This is a genomic window from Bradyrhizobium acaciae (assembly GCF_020889785.1).
Classification (GTDB): Bacteria; Pseudomonadota; Alphaproteobacteria; order Rhizobiales; family Xanthobacteraceae; genus Bradyrhizobium; species Bradyrhizobium acaciae.
Map to the genome: position 1 here is coordinate 1 of NZ_JACMYK010000105.1, position 24,942 is coordinate 24,942.

The following is a 24,942-nucleotide window of genomic DNA, read 5'->3' on the forward strand; positions in this document are numbered from 1 at the left end:
GCGCGCGGCCGGCAGTGCGATATCCTCCACCGTGGATCCTTCCCGCACCAGCGTGCATTCTGCCGGCGCCGGCATGCATGCCTCCGCGATGAAACCCGCCGCCACCGCCGCCACGGAAGCCGCCGCCGCCGCCTCCACGACGGGCATAAGCGTCATCAGGAAGCAGGCAGACGGCAACGAGAACCACAGCTGCCAGAACGGCGAGGATACAACGAAGCATGGCGTGTCCTCCCTAACGGACGAAATTGCGAACGACGAAGCTGCGACAATTTCAGCGCGCGAGATTGACGTAGATCAATGGAACGCAATCGCGCTCAAAATTGCCACTCTGCGGGGCGCGCGTTCGAACGAAGCGTTGGCTCGTTCCATCAAGCCTGCAGGCACAATCTGCACTTTGCTGCCGGATCAACCTGGCTAGAATGATCTGAAGAGTTCCATGACGTTTGGTCTCGCCTCAATCAGGCGAACGACGCATTTCTTGCCGGGTTTCACCAATTCCTTTGCTTCCTGTAGAGTGCTGCCAAGAGGATGAACGTGCGGAAAGCGGATGTAACGTGCGCGTGCTGTGGCGCGGGCTTCCGGCGGTTGGAGCTATGGTCTGAACCTGGCGCCAAGGGTGAGTATCACTGTCCCGTTTGCGACTACTTGCTTGAGGCGTTCGACGGCACCAACCTGATCGTCTATCGGCTGACGATCCAGCCAGTGCGCGCACCGGTCTACCCGACGAAACCGTTCAACGATCAACGATGACGCAATGATCGGCTGTGATCAGCGCGCAGTTGTCGTCACGCGCGCGACACGGAAGTCAGGCTGGTTCAGGAAGCGAGGTCGCAGGGCAGCATTGTGTCCGCGCCGCGCGGGCGGCGTTCACGGCGGCGCAGTTCCTAGATCTCCGGTCGGCTGCCGATCTCGATCAGCGAACCGTGCGGGATTCGGAATCGATCGATGGCGTGCGCGGAATTCCGCGCCATGAAGGCGAATAGCGCAATCCGGAATCTGGCAAGGGGATTGCGCCGCGGATGACTGACAGGATCGTGGCGCTCGATATAGTAGTTTGCGTCGTCATGGACGGGGATGCCTATCTGCTTTGCATTCGCCAGTACGGCCGGCAGATCGGGTATCTCGACAAAACCGAAATGCACGGTGATGTGCCAGACGCCATCGCAAAGCTGCTCGCAGCGGATGCGATCGGAGGATCGGATTCGAGGCACGCTTTCAAAGGTTGCCGTCAACGCGATCGCCGTTCGATGCAGCGAATGGGCGTGCCGGACGTAGTTGACGATGATCGGGGGAATGCGGTGGCTGAGCCGAGTGAGGAAGATCGCGGTTCCCGGCACGCGCGCGATGTGCTGGTCGCGAAGACCGGCAAAAAACGCATCGATATGCTCCGACTGCGCCATGCTTCGTCGGTGCAGTGCGTCGAGGCCGAAATGCCATGTGAGCATGATGCCGAATAACAGCGCACCGAACAGCAGGGGAATCCAACCGCCTTCTGCGATCTTGAAGAGATTGGCAGCGAAGAATGCCAGGTCGACTGTGAGCAGCACTCCGGTGATCGACGCGGCTTGCGCTGCGGTCCAGCCCCATCTCCATCGCATCACCTGGTGGAGCAGGGCGGTGGTCAGGATCATGGTGGTGGAGACGGCGGCGCCATAGGCACCCGCCAGACGGTCTGAACTGCCGAAGCCGATCGTGAGCGCAACGGTCAGGCACATCATCGTCCAGTTCACGAACGGGACGTAGATCTGACCGTACTCCTCGGCCGAGGTCTGGTCGATCCGCACGCCCGGAAACCACCCGAGCTGCATGGCCTGGCGCGTCATTGAAAACGAACCGGTGATGATGGCCTGGCTGGCGATGATGGTCGCCAGCGTCGCCAGCGCCACCAGCGGATAGATCGCCCAGGCCGGTGCGAGCTTGAAGAACGGATTGGCGCCCGGATCGGGCGAGGCGATGAAGTTGCCGACCTGTCCGGCATAGTTGAGGATGAGCGCAGGCAGCACGAACCCGTACCAGGCAAGGCGGATCGGCTTGCGGCCCACATGCCCCATGTCGGCATAGAGTGCCTCGCCGCCGGTCAGCGCGAGAAAGACGCCGCCGAGCAGGGTGAAGCCGAGCACGCCATGCGTGGTGAGCAGCAGGATGCCGTGGGTGGGATTGAGTGCGCGCAGCACGCCGGGGTGCCGTACCAGCGAGGCGATGCCGAGCAGCGCCATCGTCAGGAACCAGAGCAGCATCACCGGACCGAATGCCTTGCCGACCGTCGCGGTCCCGTGCCGCTGGAGCGCAAACAATCCAATCAGGATCGCAACTGCGATCGGCATGGTGTACGGTTTGAATGCATCCGTTGCGACGTTCAGACCCTCGACCGCGCTCAACACTGAGATCGCAGGGGTGATGATGCCGTCGCCATAGATCAAGGCGGAGCCGAACAACCCCAGCGCCACCAGCCAGCGTCCCCGTCCGGACCAGCGTGCTCCGGTCAGGGCCATCAGCGCAAGAATGCCGCCCTCGCCATGATTGTCGGCGCGCATGACGAAGATGCAGTATTTGACCGAGATCGTGATGATCAGCGCCCAGACGATCAGCGAGAGCGAGCCGAGCGCTGCTTCCGGCGTGAAACCATCGCCCATCAGGTGGACGATCGTTTGCAAGGTGTAGAGCGGGCTCGTGCCGAGGTCGCCGTAGACGATGCCAAGCGCGAGCAGGATGCTGGTGAGACTTGGCGGCTGCTCAAACCGGCCGTGCGCTTCGCCGACGAACCCGGTCTTGTCGTTCAAGGCGGAAACCGTCGAAGGTGCCATCCATTCTCAACCTTGTCGTCGAGCCCACCGCGGCCATCCGCTTGGACGACAGGGCGCAGGCTATAACGGTGATGTCGCCTTATCGTTGCGCTGCTTTTCATCAACTCGCGCAGCAAATGCCCTGAGCGCGGCAACCATCAGTTCCGGCGCCTCCTGTGCGACGCAATGGCCGACGTTTGCGAACCTCCAGCGGCTCGCATGCGGGATCAGGGCCGCGGCGCGGTCGGCTATGTCCTTGTAGATCGGCCATGACTGCTCGGCCGTGGCGATGCAGACCGGGCAGGCGATCTCGGAGAACCATGGGAACGGATTGCCACGGGTGTCGCCGGTGTAGATCTGCTCCATGGCCTGGAAGATCGGCCCCAGCAGCGCCGACTCGATCTCGGGCGTGCAAAGCAGCCGCATGCGGCCGTCGTCCAGCGTCGCAAAGCCATGATGGACATAGGCCCACAGCGACCGCTCGGTCCACGGCGCGAAGGCCGGCGCGGCGCGCAATCGCCGGAACAGATCATCGGCGTTGTCGAATTCGGCCCGGCGGCGCAGCACGCCCTGCACCGACGCGTTCGCAATCTCGCTCAGGCCGCCGCTGCGCGGCGCGCGCGGATCCATCGCGGTCGGCTCGGTCACGAACAGCCGCGCGAAGCGGTCCGGCATCAGCTTGGTGACGAGCATCAGATCGGTCGCACCGGCGCTGTGACCGATGCCGTAGATGTTCCGGAGGTCGAGGCGTTCGACCACCATGCAGAGATCGTCGGCGAAATCCTGGAACTGATAGTGCTGGGCCGCCGGCTTGTGGCTCAGGCCATGGCCGCGGCGGTCGAGTGCGTAGACGGTGTAGTCGGCGGCCAGCGCTTCGGCGACCTCGGTCCAGACCTCGGCGACAAAGCCGGTGCCGTGCAGCAGCAGCGCCGGCGGCTTGCCGGATAACGGCTCGCCCCAACGTGCCGCCGCAATCTGCGCGCCGGCATCACCAACGAGAATCCGCCGCGGCTGCGTCATTGGCTGTTATCGCGCATCCCTTAGAATCATCGCCGCGGCCTTCTCGGCGATCATCGCGGTCGGCGTGTTGGTGTTGCCCGAAGTGATGGTCGGCATCACCGAGGCATCCGCGATGCGCAGGCCGTGCAGGCCATAGAAGCGCAGGCGTTCGTCGACCACGGCCATCGGATCGTTGGCCGTTCCCATCTTGGCGGTGCCGACGGGATGGAAGATCGTGGTGCCGATGTCGCCGGCGGCCTTGGCGAGCGAGGCATCGTCGTCGCCGACGGAGGGGCCGGGCAGGAACTCCTCGGGATGATATTTCTCCAGCGCCTTCTGCTTCATCAGCTTGCGCGTGGTGCGGATCGCGTCGGCCGCGACCTGGCGGTCGTCCTCGGTCGAGAGGTAATTGGGCGCGATCGACGGCTTGTCGTCGGGTGCGGTGGAGCGGATACGCACGGTGCCGCGCGAGGTCGGCTGCAGGTTGCAGGCGCTCACCGTGATCGCGGGGAAGCGGTGCAGCGGATCGCCGAACTTGTCGAGCGACAGCGGCTGCACATGGAACTGGATGTTGGCGCGTGAGCGCGTTGCATCCGAGCGCGTGAAGATGCCGAGCTGCGACGGCGCCATGGTCAGCGGCCCGCGGCGGCGGAACGCGTAGTCGAGGCCCATCAGGCCGCGGCGCACCAGGTTGTAATAGGTCTCGTTCAGCGTGCGCACGCCGGAGACCTTGTAGATTGCGCGCTGCTGCAGATGGTCCTGCAGATTATGGCCGATGCCCTGCACATCGGCGACGATGTCGATGCCGAGCGGCGACAGCCATTCGGACGGGCCGATGCCGGAGCGGTGCAGCACCTGCGTGGTTCCGATCGAGCCGGCGCAGAGGATCACCTCGCCCTTGGCGCGCGCCTCCACGGCTTCATTACCCTGGCGAAACAGCACGCCGGCGGCGCGGCCGCTCTCGATGATCAGGCGGTCGACCAGCACGTCGGTCTCGAGCCTGAGATTGCTGCGGTTCAGCACCGGCTTGAGGAAGCCGCGCGCTGACGACCAGCGCCGTCCGCGCTTCTGGTTGACGTGGAAATAGCTGGTGCCTTCGTTATCGCCGGTGTTGAAATCCGGGATGCGCTTGATGCCCATCTCCTCGGCGGCATCACCGACCGCATCGAGGATCTGCCACGACAGCCGCGGCGCCTCGATGCGCCAGCCGCCGCCGACACCGTGATGCTCGCTCGGCCCAAGGAAATGATCCTCCAGCCGCTTGAACGCCGGCAGCACGTCGTCGTAGCTCCAGCCGGTGAGGCCGAGCTGCCGCCAGTGATCGTAATCCGCGGCCTGGCCGCGCATCGAGATCATGGCGTTGATGGCGGAGGAGCCGCCGATCACCTTGCCGCGCGGATAGGCGAGCGCGCGGCCGTTGAGCCCGGGCTCGGCCTCGGTCTTGAACATCCAGTCCGAGCGCGGATTGCCGATCGCGAACAGATAGCCGACCGGGATGTGAAACCAGATCCAGTTGTCCTTGCCGCCGGCTTCCAGCAGCAGCACGCGGTTCTTCGGGTCGCCCGACAGACGGTTGGCCATGATGCAGCCGGCCGTGCCTGCGCCGATGACAATGTAGTCGAAATCACCCTCGAGCCTTCGCGGCATGTCCTCGTTCCCGGCAAGCGTCCTTGTTATTGCCTATTAGTCAGACGCAGCCGGTCGAGACAAGCCCGGCCGATGGCGCCGGGCATCGGCCGGATGATCAGAGACGGCTGGGTTCGGCGAGTGTGACCTCGGGGCCGGGCCTCGGCACACAGAGAATCAAGGTCAGCATGCCGACGCCGAGCAGGGCACCGACGAGGGCGAGCGGTGCGTAGATGCTCCCGGTTGCGACATTCATCCATCCGATCAGGGCAGGACACACTGCGCCGCCGAACGAGCCGATGGCGCTGATCAGCGCGATACCGCCCGCCGCGGCGCTGCCTTCCAGCATCGCGTTCGGAATGGTCCAGAACAGCGAGAGAATCGCGAAGATGCCGATCGAGGCGATGGCGAGCAGCATCACGGTCAGGAGGATGCTGCCCTGCGCGGCCTGCAAGGCGATGAAGCAGGCCGCCGCGACGAGACCGCAGCAGACCACGTGCCAGCGCCGTTCCCGCGTGCGATCGGAGCTGTAGCCGATCGCGACCATGCCGATCGCCGAGGCGACCGAGATCGCGCCGCTCAGCCAGCCGATCTCGGTGGTGGTCGCCACGCCAACACGCTTGAGCAGCGTCGGCGTCCACAGCAGGATGGTGTTGAGCGAGCAGAAGAACGCGAAATAGATGAAGGAGAGCAAATAGACGCGCGGCTCGCGCAGCGCCGCCGCGAAGCTGCTGGTGGTGCCGGGAACGGCGGCGCGATCGCCGGCGAGATCGCTCGCGATCTGACGCTGCTCGTCGGCACTCAGCCAGCTCGCGGCCTGTGGATCGTCGGCGAGATAAAGGTAGGCGGCGATGCCGAGCAGCACCGCGGGCACGCCCTCGAGGACGAACAGCCACTGCCAGCCATGCAGGCCATGGACGCCCTGCATGTGATCCATGATCAGGCCCGACAACGGTCCGGCGATGACGCCGCCGAGCGGCACCGCCATCACGAACAGGCTCGTCATGCGGCCGCGCACGCGGTCCGGAAACCACAGCGTCAGATAATACAGGATGCCGGGGAAGAAGCCGCCCTCAGCGGCACCGAGCAGGAAGCGCAGCAGATAGAGGTGATACTGGTTCTGCACCAGCGCGAGCAGCACGGTCACAGTGCCCCACAGCACCATGATCCGCAGCAGCGTCTCGCGGACGCCGACCTTGACCAACAGCAGGTTGCTCGGCACCTCGAGCGCGACATAGCCGACCGAGAAGATGCCGGCGGCAAGCCCGAACACGGCGTCGTCGATATCAAGATCGTGCAGGAATTGCAGCTTGGCGAAACCGATGTTGAAGCGATCGATGATCGCAACCGTGTAGCACGCCAGCAGGAACGGGATCAGGCGCCAGGCGATCCGTCCATAGAGCCGCGAATGGGCCGCATCCTGCATCGAAACCTCCAAGGAATTCTTTTGATTTGTTGAGTGGGATGGTGCCGCGACGGCGCTACACTCCCTTGCCCCGTTCTTTCGGGGAGAGGGCTGGGGTGAGGGGCTGTCTCCGCGTAGACGGTAACTGGCGAGCTCGCGGAGGCTCCCCCTCACTCGGAACGCATCTGACGATGCGTTCCGACCTCTCCCCGCAGGCGGGGAGAGGTAAGTGGACACCGTTGCTGCTAATTGCGGTTAGCCCGCCTTCGCGCTTGCCGGAAACTCCAGCATCGCTTCACCGGCCGCGACCGTCTCGCCGCGCTGGTTCTGCACGGCGACGTCGACCAGCACCCAGCGCGAGTTGGCGGTGGTCTGCTTGGCCTTGATGGTGCCAGCGGGGCGGATGGTGTCGCCGGGCTTCACCGGCTTCAGCCAGCGCGTCTCCAGTCTCCGATGGATCGCGCCTGCGGGAAGAGCCCAGTCGGTCAGCATGCGCGAGATCAGGCCGAAATTGTTCATGCCATGCATGATGATGCCGCCGAAATTGGTCTTGCCGAAATCGCCCTTCATGTAGTTGTCGTCGAGATGCAGCGGGTTGTAGTCGAGCGACGCATCGCAGAACAGGCGGATCGATTCGCGGGAGACGGCGAATGCGGGGCCGTCGATACTGTCGCCGGCCTTGAGAGCATCGAAATTCGCTGTGGTCATCGTGATCCTCCTTACATCGGACGGATGGTCTGGCCGCGACCCGAGCAGATCACGTCGCCATGCTGGTTGAAGAAGACGTTGTCGTGCACCACGAACAGCCGTTCGCGCTTGATGAACTTGTCGAGCGCGCGGGCCTGCAGGGTGATGGTGTCGCCGGGACGGGCAGGGATGTTGTAACTCCAGGACTGCCCGGCATTGACGGTGCCCGGCGAGCGCATCCAGTCGTCGGCCGGCGTGCAGGCGAACATCAAGAGGATATGGATTGCGGGCGGCGCGATCAGCCCGCCATAGGGTCCGGCCTTCGCGGCCGCTTCGTCCAGATACAGCGGATTGGTCTCGCCGACCGCGCGGCAGTACAGCGCGATCGCTTCTTGCGTGAGCTTGTACGGCAGCGTCTTGCGCGGCTCGCCGGGGACGATGTCGTCCCACACCTTGCGCAGCTTCGCGTCCTTCCAGAAATCGGTTTCAAACGGTGTGGCCGCAGAACTTTCCGCTTGCGCCATCGTGCATCCTCCTGCTATGAGTTCGCCAGGCGAACATTTCATTCGCTGTATGAATTGACGCTAGCGCGGTGGGAAGCCCCTGACAAGCGGGCAGCGCCGCGTCACGTGCAGGCCGCCATGCGGCTTGCGATGTCGTGATCAGAACGAGCGCCCCCCGCAAACCGGCGCCATGAGCAGAACGCGATGAGCAAAGAGAGTGACGGCTTCGTGCGCGCGATCGCGCGCGGCTTCTCGATCATCGAGGCGCTGGGCAAGCCGCCGGGACGGCACACGCTGGCGGAAGCGGCCGACACCGCGGGCCTCAACCGCGCCACCGCGCGCCGCATCCTCGCGACCCTGGTGGCGCTGAAATACTGCGCCTCCGACGGACGCTATTTCAGCCTGCGGCCGCGCGCACTCGGGCTCGGCCTGTCCTATCTCAACGCGCTGCCCTACTGGGCGCATGCGCAACGCGCGCTGGAAAACCTGCGCAACGAGATCGGCGAGTCCTGCGCGATGGCGGTGCTCGACGAGGACGAGATCGTCTATGCGCTCCGTCTGCCGGCGCGGCGGATCCTCTCGGCCAATCTCGGTGTCGGCAGCCGGCTGCCCGCGCATCTGCTGTCGCTCGGCCGCGTCATGCTCGCAGCGCTGCCGCCCGGCACCCGTGAAACATATCTCGCGACCGGCGGCTTCAAGCTGGTCACGCCGCGCACGGTCACCGATCCGGAGCGCCTCGGCGAATTGCTGGTGCGGGTCGAGAGCGACGGTTACGCCTGGGTCGATGGCGAGCTCGACCCGGCGATCTGCGGCATTGCGGTGCCGTTGCGCGATCCGGCCGGCGCGGTGGTCGCAGCGCTCAGCGTCAACACCATCTCCGGCACGGTCAGCGAGGCCGGCGCGCGCAAGAAGTTTCTGCTGCCGTTGCGCCGCACCGCACAGGAGATCCGCAGCCAGATGCTGACGACGGGCTAGCCCCGAGAGTCGCCATCGTCCGGACGCGCTCCGGATAGGTCATTGTTTCGCATCGCCTTGCCTGCTTAGATCATGCAGCCGAGCCTTGCCTGGCGATGTAAGGTTGCTCGGGATGCAGTATGGATTTCACTTGGAGCGATGCCATGACCAAGGTCGTTCTGACGCTGCTTGCGTCCGCCGCACTCTGCGCCTCACTGCCGCACCACGCGCATGCTGAGCTCGATGTCGTAGCGCTGAAGGGCACAATCGAGAAGTCCGTCGCGACCGACTATCCGAAACTCGACGCGCTCTACAAGGATCTTCACGCCCACCCCGAGATCGCGTTTCAGGAAGAGAAGACCGCGGCCAAGCTGGCTGCCGAAATGCGGGCGCTGGGCTTCGAGGTGACGGAGCACGTCGGCAAGACCGGGCTGGTCGCGATCTACAGGAATGGCGAGGGTCCTGTCGTCATGGTGCGCACCGAGCTCGATGCGCTGCCGATGGAGGAAAAGACCGGCCTTCCCTATGCCAGCCGCGACAAGACGACCTGGCAGGGACGCGAGACCTTCGTGGCCCATAGTTGCGGCCACGACATTCACATGGCGAGCTGGGTCGGCACGGCGAAGACGCTGATCGGCCTGAAGGAGCAGTGGCACGGCACGCTGATGTTCATCGCCCAGCCGGCCGAGGAAATCGTGTCGGGTGCCAGGGCGATGCTGGCGGATGGTCTGTTCACGCGGTTTCCAAAGCCGAATGTCGGCTTCGCCTTGCACGATGGCCCGTTCGCCTATGGAACGGTGCGCTACCGCGTCGGCATCGGTTCATCCAGCGCCGATGGCCTCTATATCAAATTCCGTGGCCGCGGCGGGCACGGTGCGGTGCCGCAGGCGACCATCGACCCCGTGATGATGGCGGCGCGCTTTGTCGTCGATGTCCAGAGCGTGATCAGCCGCGAAAAGGACCCGACCGAATTCGGTGTCGTCAGCATCGGCTCAATTCACGGCGGCACCGCTGGAAACATCATTCCTGACGATGTGGTGCTGTTCGGCACCATCCGGGCTTTCAAGCCAGAGGTGCGTGCCAAGATGCTTGCGGGCATCGAGCGGACGGCAAAGGCGGTCGCCGCGATGTCGAATGCGCCGGAGCCCGAGATAAACCTCACTGAGGGGACCAAGGCCGTGATCAATGATCCCAGCGTGGTCGGCACGGCGGAAAAGGTGCTGAAGGCGGCGTTCGGCAACAAGTTCGCGCCTTCGCCGCCGGGCACGCCAAGCGAGGACTATTCGGAGTTCATCAACGCCGGGGTGCCCTCGATGTTTTTCAATATCGGTGTCTACGAGCCGGAGCGTGTCGCTGCGGCCCGCGAAGGCAACGGCCCACCATTGCCGACCAACCACTCGCCCTTGTTCGCGCCGGTGCCGGAGCCGACCATCAAGACCGGTGTCGAGGCCATGACGCTCGCCGTGCTGAGCGTGTTCGACCAGCAGGCGCGGGGAAATTAGCCGGCTGCGCCGGCCGGCGCGCGCAAGAAATTTCTGCTGCCGTTGCGCCGCACGCTCTGGGCCTGCCAAAACTTGCAATAGATTGCCCAACTTGCTGGAGGATTCCCGTGGCAGACCCGGTCCGAGCCCCTTTCTACCACGACGGAATGCGCGAGTTGCAGGACCGTTTCGACGGTCGTCGTGTCGCCGACGGCCTCGAGAAGCATCGCCTCCACTTCGAATTCTGGGAACAGGACCGCAAGCTCATCGAGGAGGCACGATTCTTTTTCATTGCGACGAGCTATCAGGACAACGTCGATTGTTCGATGCGTTCCGGCGATCCGGGCTTCGTGAAGATCACAGGGCCCGATACGCTTGAGTTCCCCGAGTACGACGGCAACAACATGTACCGCACACTCGGCAATATTCATCGCAACCCGAACGTCGGGCTGCTGTTCGTACGCCTCGACGGCAAGACGTTTCGTACCCGCGTCCGCGGCAAGGCAACGATCCACGACGATACGGAAACGCTTGCCAGGCACCACGGCGCCAAGGTTGCCGTACGCGTGAAATGCGAGATCTTTCCAAACTGCCCGCGCTACGTTCCGGACCTGATGGGCGCGTCAGCGGATGTGCCTGCGAATCCGTTCGTTCCCCGGCCCGGGTACGAGCCGCCCGCACCGGAATGGAAGAGCCGGGATTACCTCAAGGACGTGCTTTCGAAATACGATCCGCATCGGAAGCACGAAATATAGCGATCAGGGCAGCGGCGCCATGTAGGGAATGCTGGCGAGCAGCGCGAACACCTGCACTGCATTGCACGCCATGCCGCCCCAATGCAGCCGGCGCAGCCGCCGCACTGCAGTCGGATCACCCAGGTCTCTCGCATCTGCTTCAGCGTCGAGCCGATGCAAGAACCAGCGGCGCGCCAGCACGGCGAACGCCGCGATCAATGCGGTGCCGAGCGCGACCGCCGGCCGGCCCGCCGCGGCAAAGGCGAGCGTCCCGATCACGCCGGAGACGGTCAGCACCAGGAAGTAGGCATTGAACATGCCGCGCAGCAGGCGGGTGACAGGCGGGACGTCGAGCTTCACGAGCAGGAACGCCGGCGCCGCCAGCAGGAAGTATCCCATCGGCACCAGCAGGATGATGGTGGAAAACAAGACCGCTTGATCCGGCGTCATGCAGCCGCTCCCTGTTGGAAGGCGAGAGGATTTGGGTGCTGATAACCTGGGGTAGTATCCGTGCGGGATATTTCCCGCACTATTAGGCTTTGGTCGGATGCGATCGTATCCGGTCTGACATCGGGGTCCTCGAAGTCACGCGGTCTCCCGTCCGAGGAACATTCCTGCCATCGCAATCGCGAAAGCACGCCCCAACCAAAAGGCATGCCACATCCGTTTGGGTGGACCGGCTCTTGCATGCTAGACAGGACCTACGTCCAACCTCCGAGGCCAGAATTCTCATGCCCATCGTCAACCGCGTCGCCGATCTGCAACCCGATATCCAGGCCTGGCGCCGCAACATCCACGAAAACCCCGAGCTGCTCTACGATGTGCACCGCACTGCATCATTCGTGGCCGACCGGTTGCGGGAGTTCGGCTGCGACGAGGTCGCGACCGGGCTCGGCAAGACCGGCGTGGTCGGGGTCATCAAGGGCAAGAAGGGGCCGGCCAAGGGCGACGTCAAGGTGATCGGCCTGCGCGCCGACATGGATGCGCTGCCGATTCACGAACAGACCAATTTGCCTTACGCCTCGAAGACGCCGGGCATGATGCACGCCTGCGGCCATGACGGCCACACCGCGATGCTGCTCGGCGCAGCGCGCTATCTCGCCGAGACGCGCAATTTCGCCGGCGACGCGGTCGTGATCTTCCAGCCGGCCGAGGAGGGTGGCGCCGGTGCGGCCGCCATGATCAAGGATGGCCTGATGGATCGCTTCGGGATCGAGCAGGTCTACGGCATGCACAACGGCCCGGGGATTCCGATCGGCTCGTTCGCGATCCGCACCGGCCCGATCATGGCTGCGACCGACGCGATCGACATCAAGATCGAAGGGCTCGGCGGCCATGCCGCGCGGCCGCACAAATGCATCGATTCCGTGCTGGTCGGCGCGCAGATCATCACCGCGTTGCAGCAGATCGTCGCGCGCACCGTCGATCCGCTCGACTCCGCCGTGATCTCGATGTGCGAATTCCACGCCGGCAACGCCCGCAACGTGATCCCGCAGACCGCGGAGCTGCGCGGCACCGTGCGCACGCTGACCCGGGAAGTGCGCGACCTCATCGAGAAGCGCGTGCGCGAGGTGGTCGATGGCGTGGCCAAGATGACCGGCGCGAAGATCGATCTCACCTATGAGCGCGGCTATCCGGTCACCGTCAACCATGAGGCGCAGACCGAATTCGCGGGCCGCATCGCGCGCGAGGTCGCCGGCGCGTCCAACGTGCACGAAATGCCGCCGCTGATGGGCGCCGAGGATTTCTCCTACATGCTGGAAGCACGGCCCGGCGCCTTCATCTTCTGCGGCAATGGCGACAGCGCCGGCCTGCATCACCCCGCCTACAATTTCAACGACGAGGCGATCGTTTACGGCACCTCGTATTTCGTGAAGATCGTGGAGAATGCGCTGGCGGCGTGAGACGCGATCGTAGCCGGCACGAGCCACACGAGACGATGATGAAACTCGGCCTTGTTGTGACGCTCGGCGTTCTCGTCGCCGGCCACCCATGTCCGGTTCGCGCGCTCGATTGTGCGCGGGCCTCGCTGCCGGTGGACAAGCTGATCTGTACGACGCCAAACTTGAAAGCGGCCGACGCTGCGATGAGCTCCGCCTATTTCAAGCTTCTGCGCGAAACCACGGATCAGCAATTCCGCGAGGCGTTGGTCAAGAGCCAACGCCGATGGCTTGAGGTGCGTTCGCATGGCCCGGATAGATATGGGCAAGCGGAGGATGACAAGACCGACGATCGCGAGGTTCTGCTGCAGATCACTCTCAACCGGCTCGCCTTTCTGCAAAAGGCCGGGCCGGTGCACGCGATGGAACGAGAGCGGCAGATCGCATCCGGAGATAGCGGTGGACCGTTCGCCGGCTACAAGACGTTCTGCGTTCTTCTGCCCCCTCCCTATGGGAGCTGGGCTTACGGTTGCTGGGGTGAGGCGCATCGCCAGAATGGCGACAGGATCTGTAGCGTCGGGCTGCAGTGGGCGAGCGGCCACATGTCCGAAAACCGGCTCGTCAGTGTCCTGAAAGACGGTGTGCTGCGGCCCGTCGCGACATGCTCGATAAGTCCTGACTCAACGAGCGCGCCATGCCCGGAGCCCGGCGATAATGCCACGATCTGGGGCGATGCGCGCTGGAATATGAATCCGGCCTCATCCGATGATCTGCCGACTCCGCATGCGGACGATCTCTGGAATTACGACCCCGACATCGAAGTGGACAAGATCGATCAGCCCTGGATGCACGATTGCCTGTTCGCCGCGTCTTATCCGCCAGCGAATAGTGGCCGCGCCGATCCTGCCGCCAGAAAGTAATGCGATAACGATGTGCGTCCTCACGCATCCCATCGCACCGGCAATGATACCGGACCGCGGAACACCCAGCCGCGGACGATCGGCGGCGTCTCCTCGTGGAGGCGCAGATTGCGCAAGCGGTCGAACAGCATCGGCACCACGATCTTGCCGACGGTGAGCCGCGACACCCAGGTGCCGGCGCAGAAATGCGGTCCGGCGCCGAAAGCCAGATGCGATTGTTTGGGTCGCGTCACGTCGAAGCGATCGGGCGCAGCGAAGCGGTTGCCGTCGCGGTTCGCAGCGCCGACGCAGAGGCCGATCTGAAGGCCCTCGGGCAGCATGGTGCCGGAAAGTTCGACATCGCGGGTCACCCGGCGCGGATACATGCCGATCGGCGAGATCCAGCGCACCGCTTCCTCGAGCGCGGCGGGCCATAGCTCCGGCCTGGCCAGCACATCGGCCTTCTGTGCGGGGTTTTCCAAAAGGCCGAGCACCAGCGTCAGGATCGCGTCGCGCGGCTCGTTCAATCCGCCGCCGATGATCACCTTGATGTTGGCGCGGATGCCGTCGATCGGCATCGGCGGATCGGCATTGACCATCGAGGACAGGATCGAGGGATTGGGACAGCTGCGGTGATCCTCGAGCACGGCGTCGATCGCCGCATCGACGTCGGCGCTCGCCTGCATCGCCTTCCGCTCGATCTCGGCATCGGCGGCATAGTTGCCGGCGCCGTCGATCAAGGCTTGCGACCATTCGGCCAGGGTCTGCCACGGCATCTCGCGAAAGCCGATCATGGCCATCAGGCTGAGCGAGGCCATCGGCGCGGCGAGTGTGCAGAACAGGTCGGCTCTGTCAGCCACCGACAGATCATCGATCAGTTTTTCCGCGATCGCGGTGAATTGCGGCGCCCAATGCTCCTTGATCGTGGCCGGGCGGAACGAGGGCTCGATCGCCTTGCGGCCGCTCGCATGCTCGGCGCCGTCCTTGCGCATGAAGGTCGGCCCCATCACCTTGTTGACCAGCGAGGCGGGGTTATCGGCCGAGTAGGTCGCGGGATCGCGCTCGATCCGCGTGATGTCGTCGAAGCGCGTCACCAGCGTCAGCTTCGCGGGCTCGACATAGACCGCCGGCGCCAGCTCGTGCAGGCGGCGGAAGATCGGATAGGGGTCGTCGAGCAGATCCTGATACGCGATGTCAGTGACGACAGGCACGGTGCTGGCCATTGATCCTCCCGGAGCGGTCTTTTGTGAAGGCTAGCGCCGGGGATGCAATCACTCAATTCGATGGGATCGATCCAGGCCATCGAAATAGTCGATGATCTTGTGCTAGGCTCGGCCGCCGGCAAAGCGGGAGGTGCAGCGTGGCGGCCAATTCCCCGATCGATCCGATCGACATCGGGACCTTACGGACGCTCGTGCTGGTCTACGATCTGCGGTCGTTCTCGGCGGCAGCCAAGCGCCTCGACGTCAACCAGTCGACCATCAGCTATGCGGTCGAGCGGCTGCGCGGCGCGCTGCATGACCCGCTGTTCGTCCGCAACGGCAATGGCGTGGCGGCCACCGAGCGTTGCGCGGAGCTGGTCGGCTGGGCGCGGGACATGATCGGCGAGATCGACGGGCTCGCCTCACCGGTCGCATTCGACCCGGTGACGGCGCAGGGCAGCGTGACGATCTCCTGCAACTATCATGAGCGCCAGACCCTGATCCCGCAATTCAGCGCGCGGCTGCGCGCTGGCGCACCGCAGGTTCGTCTTGTCCTGCTCGACGCCGCGGGCCATGGCGACGTCCACCTCAAGCAGAACCAGTGCGACATCGTCCTTGGCCCGGTCGGGGTCGTCGGCGAAAGCCTCTTCAGGCGCCACGTCCTGACCGATCACTATGTCTGCGTGATGGATCCCGCCAATCCGCTGGCGCGCGGCCGGATCGCGTTGTCGGCCTATGCAAAGGCCGAGCATGTCTTCATCACCCATAGCGGCGAGTGGCAGCCGCTTTATCTCGCTGCGCTCAAGGCGAGGAAGATCGAGATCGCGCCGATGGTCAGCCTTCCGAACCACGACAGCCTGGAGCGCATCATTGCCGGCACGCGGCTCGTCGCGACCATCCCGCATCATCTGGCGCGGGCCATGCGCGGCGGCCTGCACGTCGCCGCGCTGCCGTTCCGGGTGCCGATCTCGATCGACATGTACTGGAGCGCCCGGACGGCGAAATCGGGCCTGCACAAATGGGTACGCGGCCTGCTGGCCGAGGTCGCCAAGGCTTGCGACAAGGGTCACGCTGCCTGAGTGCACGGCCTGGCGCCGAATGACGAGTAAGGTTGCTGTCGGGGACGGCATGACCTTCACGCATCTCATCGTGTCGGCAGCGTCACCGGGGCCGGGGCCACGCAGCCCCGGACTCGTTGAGCACCGCATCCATGGCGGCATCGACGTCGGCGGTTACCCATTGACGTATGTTATCGTTGCCAATCGAGCCAGGTCCTAGATTACCGACACGGGCAGACCGGCGAGTCGGTGATTGAGAACGCAACAGCGCGCTCCCGCCAACTCAGCCCCAAAGCGGTTGGAGCACATGAAGAAGAGGCGTAATCGGTTTAAGCAAACCACGTCGTTACAGGAGCGATTGGGGCATTTCGCGAGGCAGGCGAAGGAAAAGGCAAGGCGCATGCCGCCGGGCAAGGAGCGGGAATTTCTGCTGCAGCGGGTCCGTAGCGCCGACAATGCCGCGCGCATTGATGCGTGGCTGTCGTCTCCTCCAGACGGGATCGACTTGGGAACGGCGCCTTTTGTGCACTGTTGGGTCGATAGGGCCGGGCAACATGGAGAATCCCTGTGGCAAACGAGGAACGAGGCGGACAGCAAAACTTCGCCAACGATCCGCAGCGTGCCTCGGAAGCAGGGTGCAAGGAAGCCGGCCGCAAGGGCGGGCAGAGCTAAGCAGGTGTCTACAACCAGTTGATGCGCGCCCCGGCTGGCCTCGGCGTAGCCCAGCGGAGCCGGCTTTGGCGCACCAGCGATTCAGTCACCTTCGGGCAGGGTGTCACCGGCCTTTTCGCTGTGCAGCCAAATTCGGAACAGAGGGCACTGGTCTCGGAGCACTTCAAGTGTCCAATCCTCGCCCGCTTGCAAGCTCTCTTCGGCGTCCCGCAGCAGCGAACGTGCCTCTTCCCAAGCGACGGCATCGTTGGACAACTCGACGCCATCCGCGGTGAAGAACGGGTCGGTGCCAGAAATCCTGAAGTAATAGGTCGGCATCCTCGCCAAAGCTACACCGGCCGCATCGTTCCTAAGCGCTTTCGAGCGGTTGAAGGTTCAGTTCATTGAATCCGCCGATCTCCACGATCTTTTCGATGTCACGCAAAGTGACGACGCTGTCGTGAATATCGAGGATGCCTTGCGCTCGAAAGGACTGGAGGACCCGGTTGACATGCACTGCGCTCAATCCAAGCGCTTCCGCAAGTTTTGCCTGAGTGACGGGAAACCGGAACTGGTCCTCAGCGACCATGTCGATCGCGGCCAGGCGCTGGCGCAATTCCGCCACCAAATAGGCCATGCGCGCGGCAGCGGGACGGGTCCCAAGGCTGACGATCCATTCCCGGAACAGCACCGCGTCGATCAAAGTCTCGCGCCACAAGGCTTCCGCAACGGCAGGGCGCAGACTGATGACCTGCCTCAACGCCCGGTGGTCGATGAAGCCGACGCGCGCCTGCGTCAACGTGGTGAGGTCGTGATCCATTCGCTTGAGAAACATCCCGTGGAGGTCCGGCATGTCGCCTGCGATGTGAAACGACAGGATCTGCCGCTTGCCGCCGTCCGACACTTTGGCACGGTAGGAAAAGCCGCTCAACATGACGCAGCAGTGGCTGCTGATCTCGCCCTCTTGTATGATGGATGTTCCGGCGCCGAGATCTCGCACGCTTGATACGATCGAACGCAGCGCGGCGGTATCCTCCTCGGTGAGGCCGGTATGAAGCCTCACTTTGCGGATCATCATATCAATCGGCATGTGCTGCAGCCCCTCCGGCGCGTCGAATTTGGACCATTCCGAGCCAACCGTCGGTGCTATGAGCCGGCGACACCCTACTCTGCGACAGTGGGGAGGGGGTTTACATAAGTTAAGATTGGTAGGATGAGGCAGGTCAAGGCGACGGCCGCAGGCGTCTCCTAGTTGCCATTTTTACCGCTGCGGTTGGTGAAGCGGGCGTTGCCGAGGCCTGTTCCGATGGTCAGGATGCCCCAACGTTTGACGTCTTGCATCCAGGGGATTTCGGAGAGCCCCTGCACGACGCCGTCATTGTGCATGACGACCGTCGTATGATGCTTGCCGATGCGCGGAATGGCCTCCACCAAGCTCGTCGGCAGGTTGAATCCATTGGCCTCCCAATTGCCCGGAAGGTTTTGCGCGCCCCTTTCGATCGATCCATCGCTTTCGATCAGCCCCGGACAGGCGATCCCGACGAAGGGGGCGAGCTTGAGTTTCTTTTTCTCGGCGGCAGAGATCAGGTGTCGGAGCAATTTCACGAGCCGTTTGACGGCACCTTTCCGGGTTGGGGCGTCGTCGGCGTAACGCCACAGCTCGAATTTCCGCACTCGCGCCTTGGAAAGGTCCGGCGACTTCTCGCTGCGGGTTTCGACAACGCCGCAGCGGATATTGGTGCCGCCGATATCGACGGCGAGAATTGAATCGAATCCCTGAAAAATCCAGGAGGGCGCAAGATGCAGCGCGCCCAGCAGGCCGGCATCGTCGGGACGATGGCGAATGGGGCACATCTCGACCTTGAAGTCGTCGCGCAAGAGGATCTCGGCGCGCGCGATGCTGAGTTCGCCGAGGCGGCTTTCGCGGAAGCCGCCGCCTACGACGATCCGTTCGGTCTTGTCCCAAGCCTTGGATTTGAGGAAGCGCCGCGTCACATGGGCAAGCTGCTGCGAGAACGCCTCGATGGCACTTTGAACGACGGCTGACGCTTCGGTGTCGTCGCCGGTAAGGATCGCATCGAGGGCCTTCTTGCTGACGTTCTCGGAAGGCTCCTTGCCAAACGGGTCATGGCCCGACTTGCGCATGGGTCTGCGCCATCGTTCGAGGATATCGCAGAATGCCTCCTTGTTCGCCCGATCCCCGATGAACCCGTGGTTATCCTTCAGCTCGATGTCGTAGCTGTCTATCTCGACCGTAGGCAGGCGCAGGGCGCCATGAGCAGCAATGCCAGTAGTTGCGATCGTTCCGTCTGCCATCCAGGCCTTTCGGCGCGCTTTCTATCGGAGACCCCATGAACATCTGGCGGACCGGGATGTTCCTAGGCAGTCCGTTGGCCGCCAATCGGTATGCTGCCGGGCCTGTGCAACAGGAACAGGTGTCCGGCGTGGGCGTTCCAAAGCCGTCAATAGAAACCGAAGCCATCAATAGACGAGAGGCCGACAATGGGTATCTTCACCAAGGACATCAAATCGATGGAAGACCTGCTGGTGCATGGTCTGCAAGACATCTACTACGCCGAACAGCAGATCATCAAATCGCTGCCGAAGATGATCGACAAGGCGACCAATCGCGACTTGGTCACGGGGCTCAAGAACCATTTGGAGGAAACCAACAGGCAGGTCGAACGCCTTCAGAAGGTATTTGAAAAGCTCGGCCAGCAGCCCAGCGGCACGAAGTGTCCGGCAATCGACGGCATCATCCAGGAGGCGGATGAGACCGCTGGAGAAATCGAGGACAAGGCCGTTCTTGATGCCGGCATCGTCGCAAATGCGCAAGCCGTCGAGCATTATGAGATGTGCCGCTACGGCACGTTGATTGCATGGGCCGAGGAGCTTGGCCATGACGATATCGTGCGTTACCTGACGACCAATCTCAACGAGGAAAAGGCCGCGAACACCAAGCTGAATAGCGTCGCTCTGCGCAAGGGCGTCAACACGAAGGCCGCAAGCGTGGGCTGAATTTGAGGGGTTTTCAGTTGGAGCGGCTTCGCGTGATGGCGGAGCCGCTCCTGTTGTCGGCGATGCGTTCTCGCTGAACCTGACGCGCAAGGCGCCAGATCAACCAAGTCGCGCAAGAGACGAGCAGCCAAGCCAGCGAGGCGACGGCAAAAGCGGCTGCCACGCTATCGGTCACGAGCCAGGAAAACGAGACGGCAAATCCAAGCATGCCGATCGCCCCGAGCGCGGCCCCCATGGCGTCAAGTGACGCGGCCTCCTGTCCGCGCCGCTCGCCGTGGAGATTTGCCTCTTGCTTGCGGCGGATCTCGTGCTTTTCGATCAGCGTCGCGCTCGCGCAGAAGATGGCGGGAAGCGCGAGGAACAGGCCCCCGACCGCCGCACCATAGTAGCTACTGATGAGGCCGGTAAGAACCGTAGCGGCTCCGCCGAGCGCAAATCGCACCAGGTATTCGTACCAGCGGCTCTCATGCAGCGAAGACAATGAGAGGCCGATTGGCAGCTTCATGCCGCTCCTCCGCCAAGGCTGAACAGGCCGAATGCGACTGCCAGCCAGACCACGAAGGACAGCAGTGTGGCAGGCAACGCGCGGATGCGCCCGCGCATGAGCAGATGGCAGACGACGATGCTATAAATTGCGAGTGCAATGCAGCCCGCCACCATCGTGCGGCTTTGCAGTGCAGCGTAGCCGGGGTCGTGTTGACAGATGGCAATGCCCAATGTGGCAAGGGCAACGGATGGCGCAGCGCCGAACAGGCCGGCGAAGCTTTTCGGGCGCAGGATGTCCCCAAGCATGGCGAAGACGGAGACGACAGCGCCGCCAATGAAAAACCGCACGATGTACTCGGTCATGGCGCTGGTCCAGCTGCGAGTTGTGGGCCGCCGCTCTTCTAGTGAAGCTGGCCTCTTGTTTGTTGCAGAACGGGAAATCCGTCCAATGCTCCGAATACAAAGTCGTCGATCGTGCGGCTGTTCCAATGTGCCGGCACATGTCGCACGCCTTGCAACGACGGGAATGTCTCAAAAGAAAAGGCCCGCACGACGGTGCGGGCCTTCCGTCCGGCGCGTTGCCGCGCCGAAAGCCTTGCGCATCAGAACGCGTGGTAGAACACGTAGTACAGGCAGCCCGAGAGGATCATCGCGGCCGGCAGGGTCAGCACCCAGGCCATCGCGATGTTGCGGATCGTCGCCCATTGCAGACCGGAGCCGTTGGCTGCCATGGTGCCTGCAATGCCTGACGACAGCACGTGCGTGGTCGAGACCGGCAGGCCGTAGCCGTCGGCCGCCGCAATCGTCGCAGCCGCCGTGATCTCGGCGCAGGCGCCCTGCGCGTAGGTCAGGTGGGTCTTGCCGATCTTCTCGCCGACGGTGACGACGATGCGCTTCCAGCCGACCATGGTGCCGAGGCCGAGCGCGATGGCGACGGCGAACTTCACCCAGCTCGGGATGAACTTGGTCGCGGCATCGAGCGAGCCCTTGTACGCGGTCAGCGTGGCGACGTCGGCAGCGGAGAGCTCGGCTTCCTTGTCCTTCATCAGGAAGCGGATCGCCTCGGACGCCAGGTACATGTCGTTACGGGTGTTGCCGACCGCGTCAGCCGGGAACTTGGCCAGCGAGCCGTATTGTGCAACCTGCTTGCCGATGTCGGCCACCAGCACCGCCAGCGACGGGAAGGTGCCTTCGTTGATCTGGTGCTGCGCGACATAGTTGGTCACGGCCGGGCGCGGATTGCCGATCACGTTGTAGCCGGCGGCCTTGCTTTCGATGACCTTGCTGGCCGCGGTCGAATGCGCGGCGAACTGCTCGATCTGGCTCGCGGGCAGCGCGCGGTTCAGCGCATAGGCGGTCGGCACCGTACCGATCAGGATCAGCATGATCAGGCCCATGCCCTTCTGACCGTCGTTGGAGCCGTGGAAGAAGCTGACCAGCGTGCAGGTCAGGATCAGGATGCCGCGGATCCACCACGGCGGCGGCTGGTCGCCGACCGGCTCGCCGAACAGTGCTGGTGTGGCGCGCGCCAGCACCGCCTTGAGGATGTAGAGCAGGCCGGCGGCGAGCACGAAACCGAACAGCGGCGACAGCAGCAGCGCCTTGGCGATGTTGGCCGCCTGCGACCAGTCAACGCCCGAGGTGCCGTCGCGGCCGCGCAGCAGCGCGTTCATGATGCCGACGCCCATGATCGAGCCGATCAGGGTGTGCGAACTCGAGGCCGGCAGGCCGAGCCACCAGGTGCCGAGATTCCAGATGATGGCGGCGATCAAGAGCGCGAACACCATCGCAAAGCCGGCGCTGGAGCCGACCTGCAGGATCAGTTCGACCGGAAGCAGCGACACGATGCCGAACGCGACGGCGCCGCTCGAGAGCAGCACGCCGAACAGGTTGAACAGGCCCGACCACACCACGGCGACATGCGCCGGCAGCGAGCGGGTGTAGATCACGGTCGCGACCGCATTGGCGGTGTCGTGGAAGCCGTTGACGAATTCGAAGCCGAGCGCAATCAGCAGCGCAACGAACAGCATGATGTATGGCAGGAACGACGTGACACGCGCACCGGTGGCGTCGACGTCGGCATAGATGCTGTAGGCAACGAACAGCAGCGCGGCTGCGACCACGCCCAAATAGATGATCCCCGTCATCGGGTGGAAACCTTTGTCGAGGTCCGGACCCTTTTTCAAGGCGGGCTCGATCGAGCCGGGTAACGCCATATCGCTCATGGTAAACTCCTGTCCCAATGCCTCCGATTTTGATCGATGCATATGACAGGCAATTGAAATCCGCCCCGTGAAATGAGGCGCTCAGCCATCACGGTGGACATCGCGGCGAATTTCTGTGCAACGCGTTGACGGCTCACGCGCCTTCGCGACCTCGTGGCAATCTTCTGCAACAGACGATCACCGATCGCGACGGAAACGCGCTGCCTGCGTTTCGCCGGGCGAGAACTTTGTGCAGATGAGATCACACAGGCGACGCGCGACAGAGCCCAACGACCGGAAAAATCCGGCGGGCGCGGCGAGCGAGGTAAGGATGATAGGAGGACAGATGAGGTGGCGCGCCGCACGATTGGGGCTAGCAAACCGCGCAGCGCGCCCGCCTCAGGGTACGCCATGGCGTGAACATGACGCCCGATACCTGCGGAGCACGTCACAGTACCACGGATCAATTAAAGGTTGTAGGGATTTATCAGCGTTTAGAACAATTTCACGTTGAAGTGTGGTTCCCTGGTTCCGCCGGTTGGCGGAACTCAGGCCGCGTGGGCCGAATTGCCCAACTGATCCGCGGCGATTTTCAGGTCGTCGATAAAGCGCTGATATTCCAGCGCCTTGGCTTTCTCATCAGGCAGTCGCAACAGATAGGATGGATGCACTGTGACGAGCACCTTGGTTCCGGCGTGTTCGATCAGATGGCCGCGATTCTTGTTAATCGGCGTGATCTTGCCGAGCACGCTTTGCGCGGCGGTGGCACCGAGCGCAACCACGAGCTCCGGCTTGATGGCGGTAAGCTCGCGCTCGTACCACTGACGGCAGGCGCGGATTTCCGGCGTGCTCGGCTTCTGATGCAGCCGGATTTTGCCGCGTGGCACGAATTTGAAGTGCTTCACGGCGTTGGTAACGTAGACCCTGGCGCGATCGATGCCGGCTTCCCCAAGCGCGCGATCGAGCATCTGCCCGGCCGGTCCGACGAAGGGATGGCCTGCGAGATCCTCCTTGTCGCCGGGCTGCTCGCCGACCAGCATCAGCGTGGCGCTTTGCGGTCCTTCGCCGAACACGATCTGGGTCGCGTCCTTCCACAGCGGGCAGGCGCGGCAATCGGCGGCCTCGGCGCGCAAGGCGGCAATCGCATCGTGAGCTTGCTTGTCCTGGACTTGCTTGCGGGCCATCGGTTGATCCTGCCGCTGCGGTTCGATCGCCTTGCGTGCGATGAAGGGGCCGCTGGTCATGCGCATGGCGTCTTCGATCAGCGGCTTAATGATCGAGTCCCCGGGCAGGTTCCTCCAATAGGCCTGCGGCATCTCCATCACTTTCAGCCGCGCGGGATTGAAGAGGCCGTTGTCATGACGCCGCCAGACTTCCTCGAGCCGGTCCTCGCTCGGCACCTCGGATTTGGCGACACCCGGCGTGATCGAGATCGCGTGCCCGTCCCAATGTGCGCAGACGTCGGGAGACAGGATCGACCACGGCATGTCGGCGAAGCGGCCGGCGAAGAAAGGTGCGGCGAGCTCGACGATGCGATGCTCCGGCTCGAACCAGGCGACGTAATGCGCCGTCCGCTCGCGGCCGATCTCGCGGAAGCGGAGCTGCGCGTGCATCCGGTCGATGTCGCGATAGACCGCGCGCGCCATCGCGTGGATCTCGGCGACATCGGGATCATCAGTCGCGCCGAGCAGGTCGTGATGGCTGCGCAGCCGCCACAGCAGGCGATAGAGCAGGGCGAAGCGCGCGTCGCTCCGATGCAGGATTGCGGCCTTTGCGAGTTCGACGAATTTGGCCGACACGTTGAACTGCGCCTGCGGTGTGTCCGGCAATTCATTCGCACAGGATGCCGAAGATAGTTCGTCGTCGCGGCGCACGGTCCACGCGACCTCCGAAGGCTTCACGTCATTCAATGCCAGGCGCCGTGAGGCCTTGCGCCAGCCCTCGAAATCGGTGTCGTTGTCGAGCTCGATGATACGCATGCGATTGCTCCGTTTCCGTCACGCCGCCATTTTCGCGGCCTTCCGCGCCTGACATTGCGGAAGGTCAGCACCCGCCCGCTTCGGCCGTGGCTCAATCCCATTGATTCCACTCAGGAATAACTGAGCTCACCAATCCGATTGACTCCGCGGGCGCTGTTAGCTTTATATTAGAACATATCATGAACAATTGGGCCAGTCCCTGGTTCTCTGTTCAGATCAGTGACGGCCTCAAATTTTGGTTGGGAAGGAGCGGCGCATATGAACGGCGCACGCATGGGTACGCTTGCGTCTCTGCGCGGCAGCATCGCGCGCATCGAGGCGCCTTCGGATGCGGCGATGCCGAACCGCATCGCGCTCGGCCATGCCGGCGCGGATGCGATGCTGCGCGGCGGG

General features: G+C 63.6%; 25 protein-coding genes. 10 read left to right on the plus strand and 15 right to left on the minus strand.

Annotation, left to right across the window (positions count from 1 at the left end; translation table 11 throughout):
- Positions 1–418 (plus strand): hypothetical protein (locus H8A92_RS29375; protein ID WP_229198984.1); only part of this gene is annotated, 418 nt, incomplete at its 5' end.
- Between the two features lie 116 nt (positions 419–534).
- A complete protein-coding gene (locus H8A92_RS29380) occupies positions 535–750 on the plus strand; it encodes a hypothetical protein (RefSeq protein ID WP_229198985.1) in 216 nt (71 codons plus the stop codon).
- A 134-nt stretch (positions 751–884) separates the two neighbouring features.
- On the opposite strand, the gene H8A92_RS29385 is transcribed toward H8A92_RS29380, so the two are convergent.
- From H8A92_RS29385 to H8A92_RS29410, 6 genes are all read right to left on the minus strand, one after another.
- Positions 885–2,780 (minus strand): potassium transporter Kup, encoded by a 1,896-nt coding sequence (locus tag H8A92_RS29385; protein ID WP_229198986.1) that lies wholly within the window; start codon positions 2,778–2,780, stop codon positions 885–887.
- Between the two features lie 84 nt (positions 2,781–2,864).
- A complete protein-coding gene (locus tag H8A92_RS29390) occupies positions 2,865–3,803 on the minus strand; it encodes an alpha/beta fold hydrolase (RefSeq protein ID WP_229198987.1) in 939 nt (312 codons plus the stop codon).
- A 6-nt stretch (positions 3,804–3,809) separates the two neighbouring features.
- Positions 3,810–5,429 carry a GMC family oxidoreductase gene (locus tag H8A92_RS29395; RefSeq protein WP_229198988.1) on the minus strand — a complete coding sequence of 540 codons (1,620 nt, stop codon included), beginning with the start codon at positions 5,427–5,429 and terminating at the stop codon, positions 3,810–3,812.
- A gap of 97 nt (positions 5,430–5,526) precedes the next feature.
- On the minus strand, positions 5,527–6,834 hold the full coding sequence (locus H8A92_RS29400) for an MFS transporter (protein WP_229198989.1): 1,308 nt from the start codon (positions 6,832–6,834) through the stop codon (positions 5,527–5,529).
- 234 nt (positions 6,835–7,068) lie between these two features.
- Positions 7,069–7,521, minus strand: a complete 453-nt coding sequence (locus H8A92_RS29405; RefSeq protein WP_229182632.1) for a MaoC family dehydratase — start codon at positions 7,519–7,521, stop codon at positions 7,069–7,071.
- Between the two features lie 11 nt (positions 7,522–7,532).
- A complete protein-coding gene (locus H8A92_RS29410) occupies positions 7,533–8,024 on the minus strand; it encodes a MaoC family dehydratase (RefSeq protein ID WP_028331684.1) in 492 nt (163 codons plus the stop codon).
- 183 nt (positions 8,025–8,207) lie between these two features.
- Between H8A92_RS29410 and H8A92_RS29415 the strand changes: the two genes are divergently transcribed.
- The 3 genes from H8A92_RS29415 (at position 8,208) to H8A92_RS29425 (ending at position 11,193) form a co-directional block, all read left to right on the plus strand.
- Complete coding sequence (locus H8A92_RS29415) at positions 8,208–8,978, plus strand: IclR family transcriptional regulator domain-containing protein (RefSeq protein WP_229198990.1); 771 nt, start codon at positions 8,208–8,210, stop codon at positions 8,976–8,978.
- Positions 8,979–9,121: 143 nt separating this feature from the next.
- Positions 9,122–10,459, plus strand: coding sequence for an amidohydrolase (locus H8A92_RS29420; protein WP_229198991.1), 1,338 nt, complete (start codon positions 9,122–9,124; stop codon positions 10,457–10,459).
- A gap of 107 nt (positions 10,460–10,566) precedes the next feature.
- On the plus strand, positions 10,567–11,193 hold the full coding sequence (locus tag H8A92_RS29425) for a pyridoxamine 5'-phosphate oxidase family protein (protein WP_229198992.1): 627 nt from the start codon (positions 10,567–10,569) through the stop codon (positions 11,191–11,193).
- A 3-nt stretch (positions 11,194–11,196) separates the two neighbouring features.
- On the opposite strand, the gene H8A92_RS29430 is transcribed toward H8A92_RS29425, so the two are convergent.
- Positions 11,197–11,622, minus strand: coding sequence for a hypothetical protein (locus H8A92_RS29430; protein ID WP_229198993.1), 426 nt, complete (start codon positions 11,620–11,622; stop codon positions 11,197–11,199).
- Between the two features lie 281 nt (positions 11,623–11,903).
- Between H8A92_RS29430 and H8A92_RS29435 the strand changes: the two genes are divergently transcribed.
- Positions 11,904–13,076 carry a M20 aminoacylase family protein gene (locus tag H8A92_RS29435; protein ID WP_163159160.1) on the plus strand — a complete coding sequence of 391 codons (1,173 nt, stop codon included), beginning with the start codon at positions 11,904–11,906 and terminating at the stop codon, positions 13,074–13,076.
- Positions 13,077–13,114: 38 nt separating this feature from the next.
- Positions 13,115–13,972 carry a lysozyme inhibitor LprI family protein gene (locus tag H8A92_RS29440; protein WP_229198994.1) on the plus strand — a complete coding sequence of 286 codons (858 nt, stop codon included), beginning with the start codon at positions 13,115–13,117 and terminating at the stop codon, positions 13,970–13,972.
- 20 nt (positions 13,973–13,992) lie between these two features.
- On the opposite strand, the gene H8A92_RS29445 is transcribed toward H8A92_RS29440, so the two are convergent.
- The gene (locus tag H8A92_RS29445; RefSeq protein WP_229198995.1) at positions 13,993–15,174 is read right to left on the minus strand and encodes a cytochrome P450; all 1,182 of its coding nucleotides are present in this window, start codon (positions 15,172–15,174) and stop codon (positions 13,993–13,995) included.
- A gap of 137 nt (positions 15,175–15,311) precedes the next feature.
- Here H8A92_RS29445 and H8A92_RS29450 point away from each other — a divergent pair, with 137 nt between their 5' ends.
- Together H8A92_RS29450 and H8A92_RS40685 are read left to right on the plus strand one after the other, a co-directional pair.
- Positions 15,312–16,232, plus strand: coding sequence for a LysR family transcriptional regulator (locus H8A92_RS29450; protein WP_229198996.1), 921 nt, complete (start codon positions 15,312–15,314; stop codon positions 16,230–16,232).
- A gap of 546 nt (positions 16,233–16,778) precedes the next feature.
- Positions 16,779–16,883 carry a KGG domain-containing protein gene (locus H8A92_RS40685; RefSeq protein WP_476695700.1) on the plus strand — a complete coding sequence of 35 codons (105 nt, stop codon included), beginning with the start codon at positions 16,779–16,781 and terminating at the stop codon, positions 16,881–16,883.
- Positions 16,884–16,964: 81 nt separating this feature from the next.
- Here the strand turns inward: H8A92_RS40685 and H8A92_RS29460 are convergent, their stop codons facing one another.
- From H8A92_RS29460 to H8A92_RS29470, 3 genes are all read right to left on the minus strand, one after another.
- Positions 16,965–17,201, minus strand: coding sequence for a DUF6894 family protein (locus tag H8A92_RS29460; protein WP_229198997.1), 237 nt, complete (start codon positions 17,199–17,201; stop codon positions 16,965–16,967).
- 31 nt (positions 17,202–17,232) lie between these two features.
- On the minus strand, positions 17,233–17,952 hold the full coding sequence (locus tag H8A92_RS29465) for a Crp/Fnr family transcriptional regulator (RefSeq protein ID WP_229198998.1): 720 nt from the start codon (positions 17,950–17,952) through the stop codon (positions 17,233–17,235).
- Between the two features lie 158 nt (positions 17,953–18,110).
- Positions 18,111–19,178: an ROK family protein gene (locus H8A92_RS29470; protein ID WP_229198999.1), complete on the minus strand. Its 1,068-nt coding sequence runs from the start codon at positions 19,176–19,178 to the stop codon at positions 18,111–18,113.
- Positions 19,179–19,364: 186 nt separating this feature from the next.
- Here H8A92_RS29470 and H8A92_RS29475 point away from each other — a divergent pair, with 186 nt between their 5' ends.
- Positions 19,365–19,880 (plus strand): YciE/YciF ferroxidase family protein, encoded by a 516-nt coding sequence (locus H8A92_RS29475; protein ID WP_229199000.1) that lies wholly within the window; start codon positions 19,365–19,367, stop codon positions 19,878–19,880.
- Positions 19,881–19,893: 13 nt separating this feature from the next.
- Here H8A92_RS29475 and H8A92_RS29480 read toward each other — a convergent pair whose 3' ends face one another.
- The 4 genes from H8A92_RS29480 to H8A92_RS29495 all read right to left on the minus strand — a co-directional run bounded on the left by H8A92_RS29480 (position 19,894) and on the right by H8A92_RS29495 (position 24,549).
- Positions 19,894–20,385 carry a DUF3147 family protein gene (locus H8A92_RS29480; protein WP_229199001.1) on the minus strand — a complete coding sequence of 164 codons (492 nt, stop codon included), beginning with the start codon at positions 20,383–20,385 and terminating at the stop codon, positions 19,894–19,896.
- Entirely contained in the window at positions 20,382–20,729 is a 348-nt protein-coding gene (locus H8A92_RS29485; protein ID WP_229199002.1) for a DUF3147 family protein, read from the minus strand. Before H8A92_RS29485 ends, H8A92_RS29480 begins: the two co-directional genes overlap by 4 nt.
- 239 nt (positions 20,730–20,968) lie before the next feature.
- Positions 20,969–22,591: an inorganic phosphate transporter gene (locus H8A92_RS29490; protein ID WP_229199003.1), complete on the minus strand. Its 1,623-nt coding sequence runs from the start codon at positions 22,589–22,591 to the stop codon at positions 20,969–20,971.
- 527 nt (positions 22,592–23,118) lie between these two features.
- Positions 23,119–24,549: a UdgX family uracil-DNA binding protein gene (locus H8A92_RS29495; RefSeq protein WP_229199004.1), complete on the minus strand. Its 1,431-nt coding sequence runs from the start codon at positions 24,547–24,549 to the stop codon at positions 23,119–23,121.
- Positions 24,550–24,942 lie beyond the last annotated feature (393 nt).

What these genes read in the sequence shown, in the direction of transcription:
- H8A92_RS29390 (WP_229198987.1), bottom strand. Translation starts at nt 3,803, where the DNA reads ATGACGCAGCCGCGGCGGATTCTCGTTGGTGATGCCGGCGCGCAGATT.
- H8A92_RS29395 (WP_229198988.1), bottom strand. Translation starts at nt 5,429, where the DNA reads ATGCCGCGAAGGCTCGAGGGTGATTTCGACTACATTGTCATCGGCGCA.
- H8A92_RS29400 (WP_229198989.1), bottom strand. Translation starts at nt 6,834, where the DNA reads ATGCAGGATGCGGCCCATTCGCGGCTCTATGGACGGATCGCCTGGCGC.
- H8A92_RS29405 (WP_229182632.1), bottom strand. Translation starts at nt 7,521, where the DNA reads ATGACCACAGCGAATTTCGATGCTCTCAAGGCCGGCGACAGTATCGAC.
- H8A92_RS29410 (WP_028331684.1), bottom strand. Translation starts at nt 8,024, where the DNA reads ATGGCGCAAGCGGAAAGTTCTGCGGCCACACCGTTTGAAACCGATTTC.
- H8A92_RS29415 (WP_229198990.1), top strand. Translation starts at nt 8,208, where the DNA reads ATGAGCAAAGAGAGTGACGGCTTCGTGCGCGCGATCGCGCGCGGCTTC.
- H8A92_RS29420 (WP_229198991.1), top strand. Translation starts at nt 9,122, where the DNA reads ATGACCAAGGTCGTTCTGACGCTGCTTGCGTCCGCCGCACTCTGCGCC.
- H8A92_RS29430 (WP_229198993.1), bottom strand. Translation starts at nt 11,622, where the DNA reads ATGACGCCGGATCAAGCGGTCTTGTTTTCCACCATCATCCTGCTGGTG.
- H8A92_RS29435 (WP_163159160.1), top strand. Translation starts at nt 11,904, where the DNA reads ATGCCCATCGTCAACCGCGTCGCCGATCTGCAACCCGATATCCAGGCC.
- H8A92_RS29440 (WP_229198994.1), top strand. Translation starts at nt 13,115, where the DNA reads ATGAAACTCGGCCTTGTTGTGACGCTCGGCGTTCTCGTCGCCGGCCAC.
- H8A92_RS29445 (WP_229198995.1), bottom strand. Translation starts at nt 15,174, where the DNA reads ATGGCCAGCACCGTGCCTGTCGTCACTGACATCGCGTATCAGGATCTG.
- H8A92_RS29460 (WP_229198997.1), bottom strand. Translation starts at nt 17,201, where the DNA reads ATGCCGACCTATTACTTCAGGATTTCTGGCACCGACCCGTTCTTCACC.
- H8A92_RS29465 (WP_229198998.1), bottom strand. Translation starts at nt 17,952, where the DNA reads ATGCCGATTGATATGATGATCCGCAAAGTGAGGCTTCATACCGGCCTC.
- H8A92_RS29470 (WP_229198999.1), bottom strand. Translation starts at nt 19,178, where the DNA reads ATGGCAGACGGAACGATCGCAACTACTGGCATTGCTGCTCATGGCGCC.
- H8A92_RS29475 (WP_229199000.1), top strand. Translation starts at nt 19,365, where the DNA reads ATGGGTATCTTCACCAAGGACATCAAATCGATGGAAGACCTGCTGGTG.
- H8A92_RS29480 (WP_229199001.1), bottom strand. Translation starts at nt 20,385, where the DNA reads ATGAAGCTGCCAATCGGCCTCTCATTGTCTTCGCTGCATGAGAGCCGC.
- H8A92_RS29485 (WP_229199002.1), bottom strand. Translation starts at nt 20,729, where the DNA reads ATGACCGAGTACATCGTGCGGTTTTTCATTGGCGGCGCTGTCGTCTCC.
- H8A92_RS29490 (WP_229199003.1), bottom strand. Translation starts at nt 22,591, where the DNA reads ATGAGCGATATGGCGTTACCCGGCTCGATCGAGCCCGCCTTGAAAAAG.
- H8A92_RS29495 (WP_229199004.1), bottom strand. Translation starts at nt 24,549, where the DNA reads ATGCGTATCATCGAGCTCGACAACGACACCGATTTCGAGGGCTGGCGC.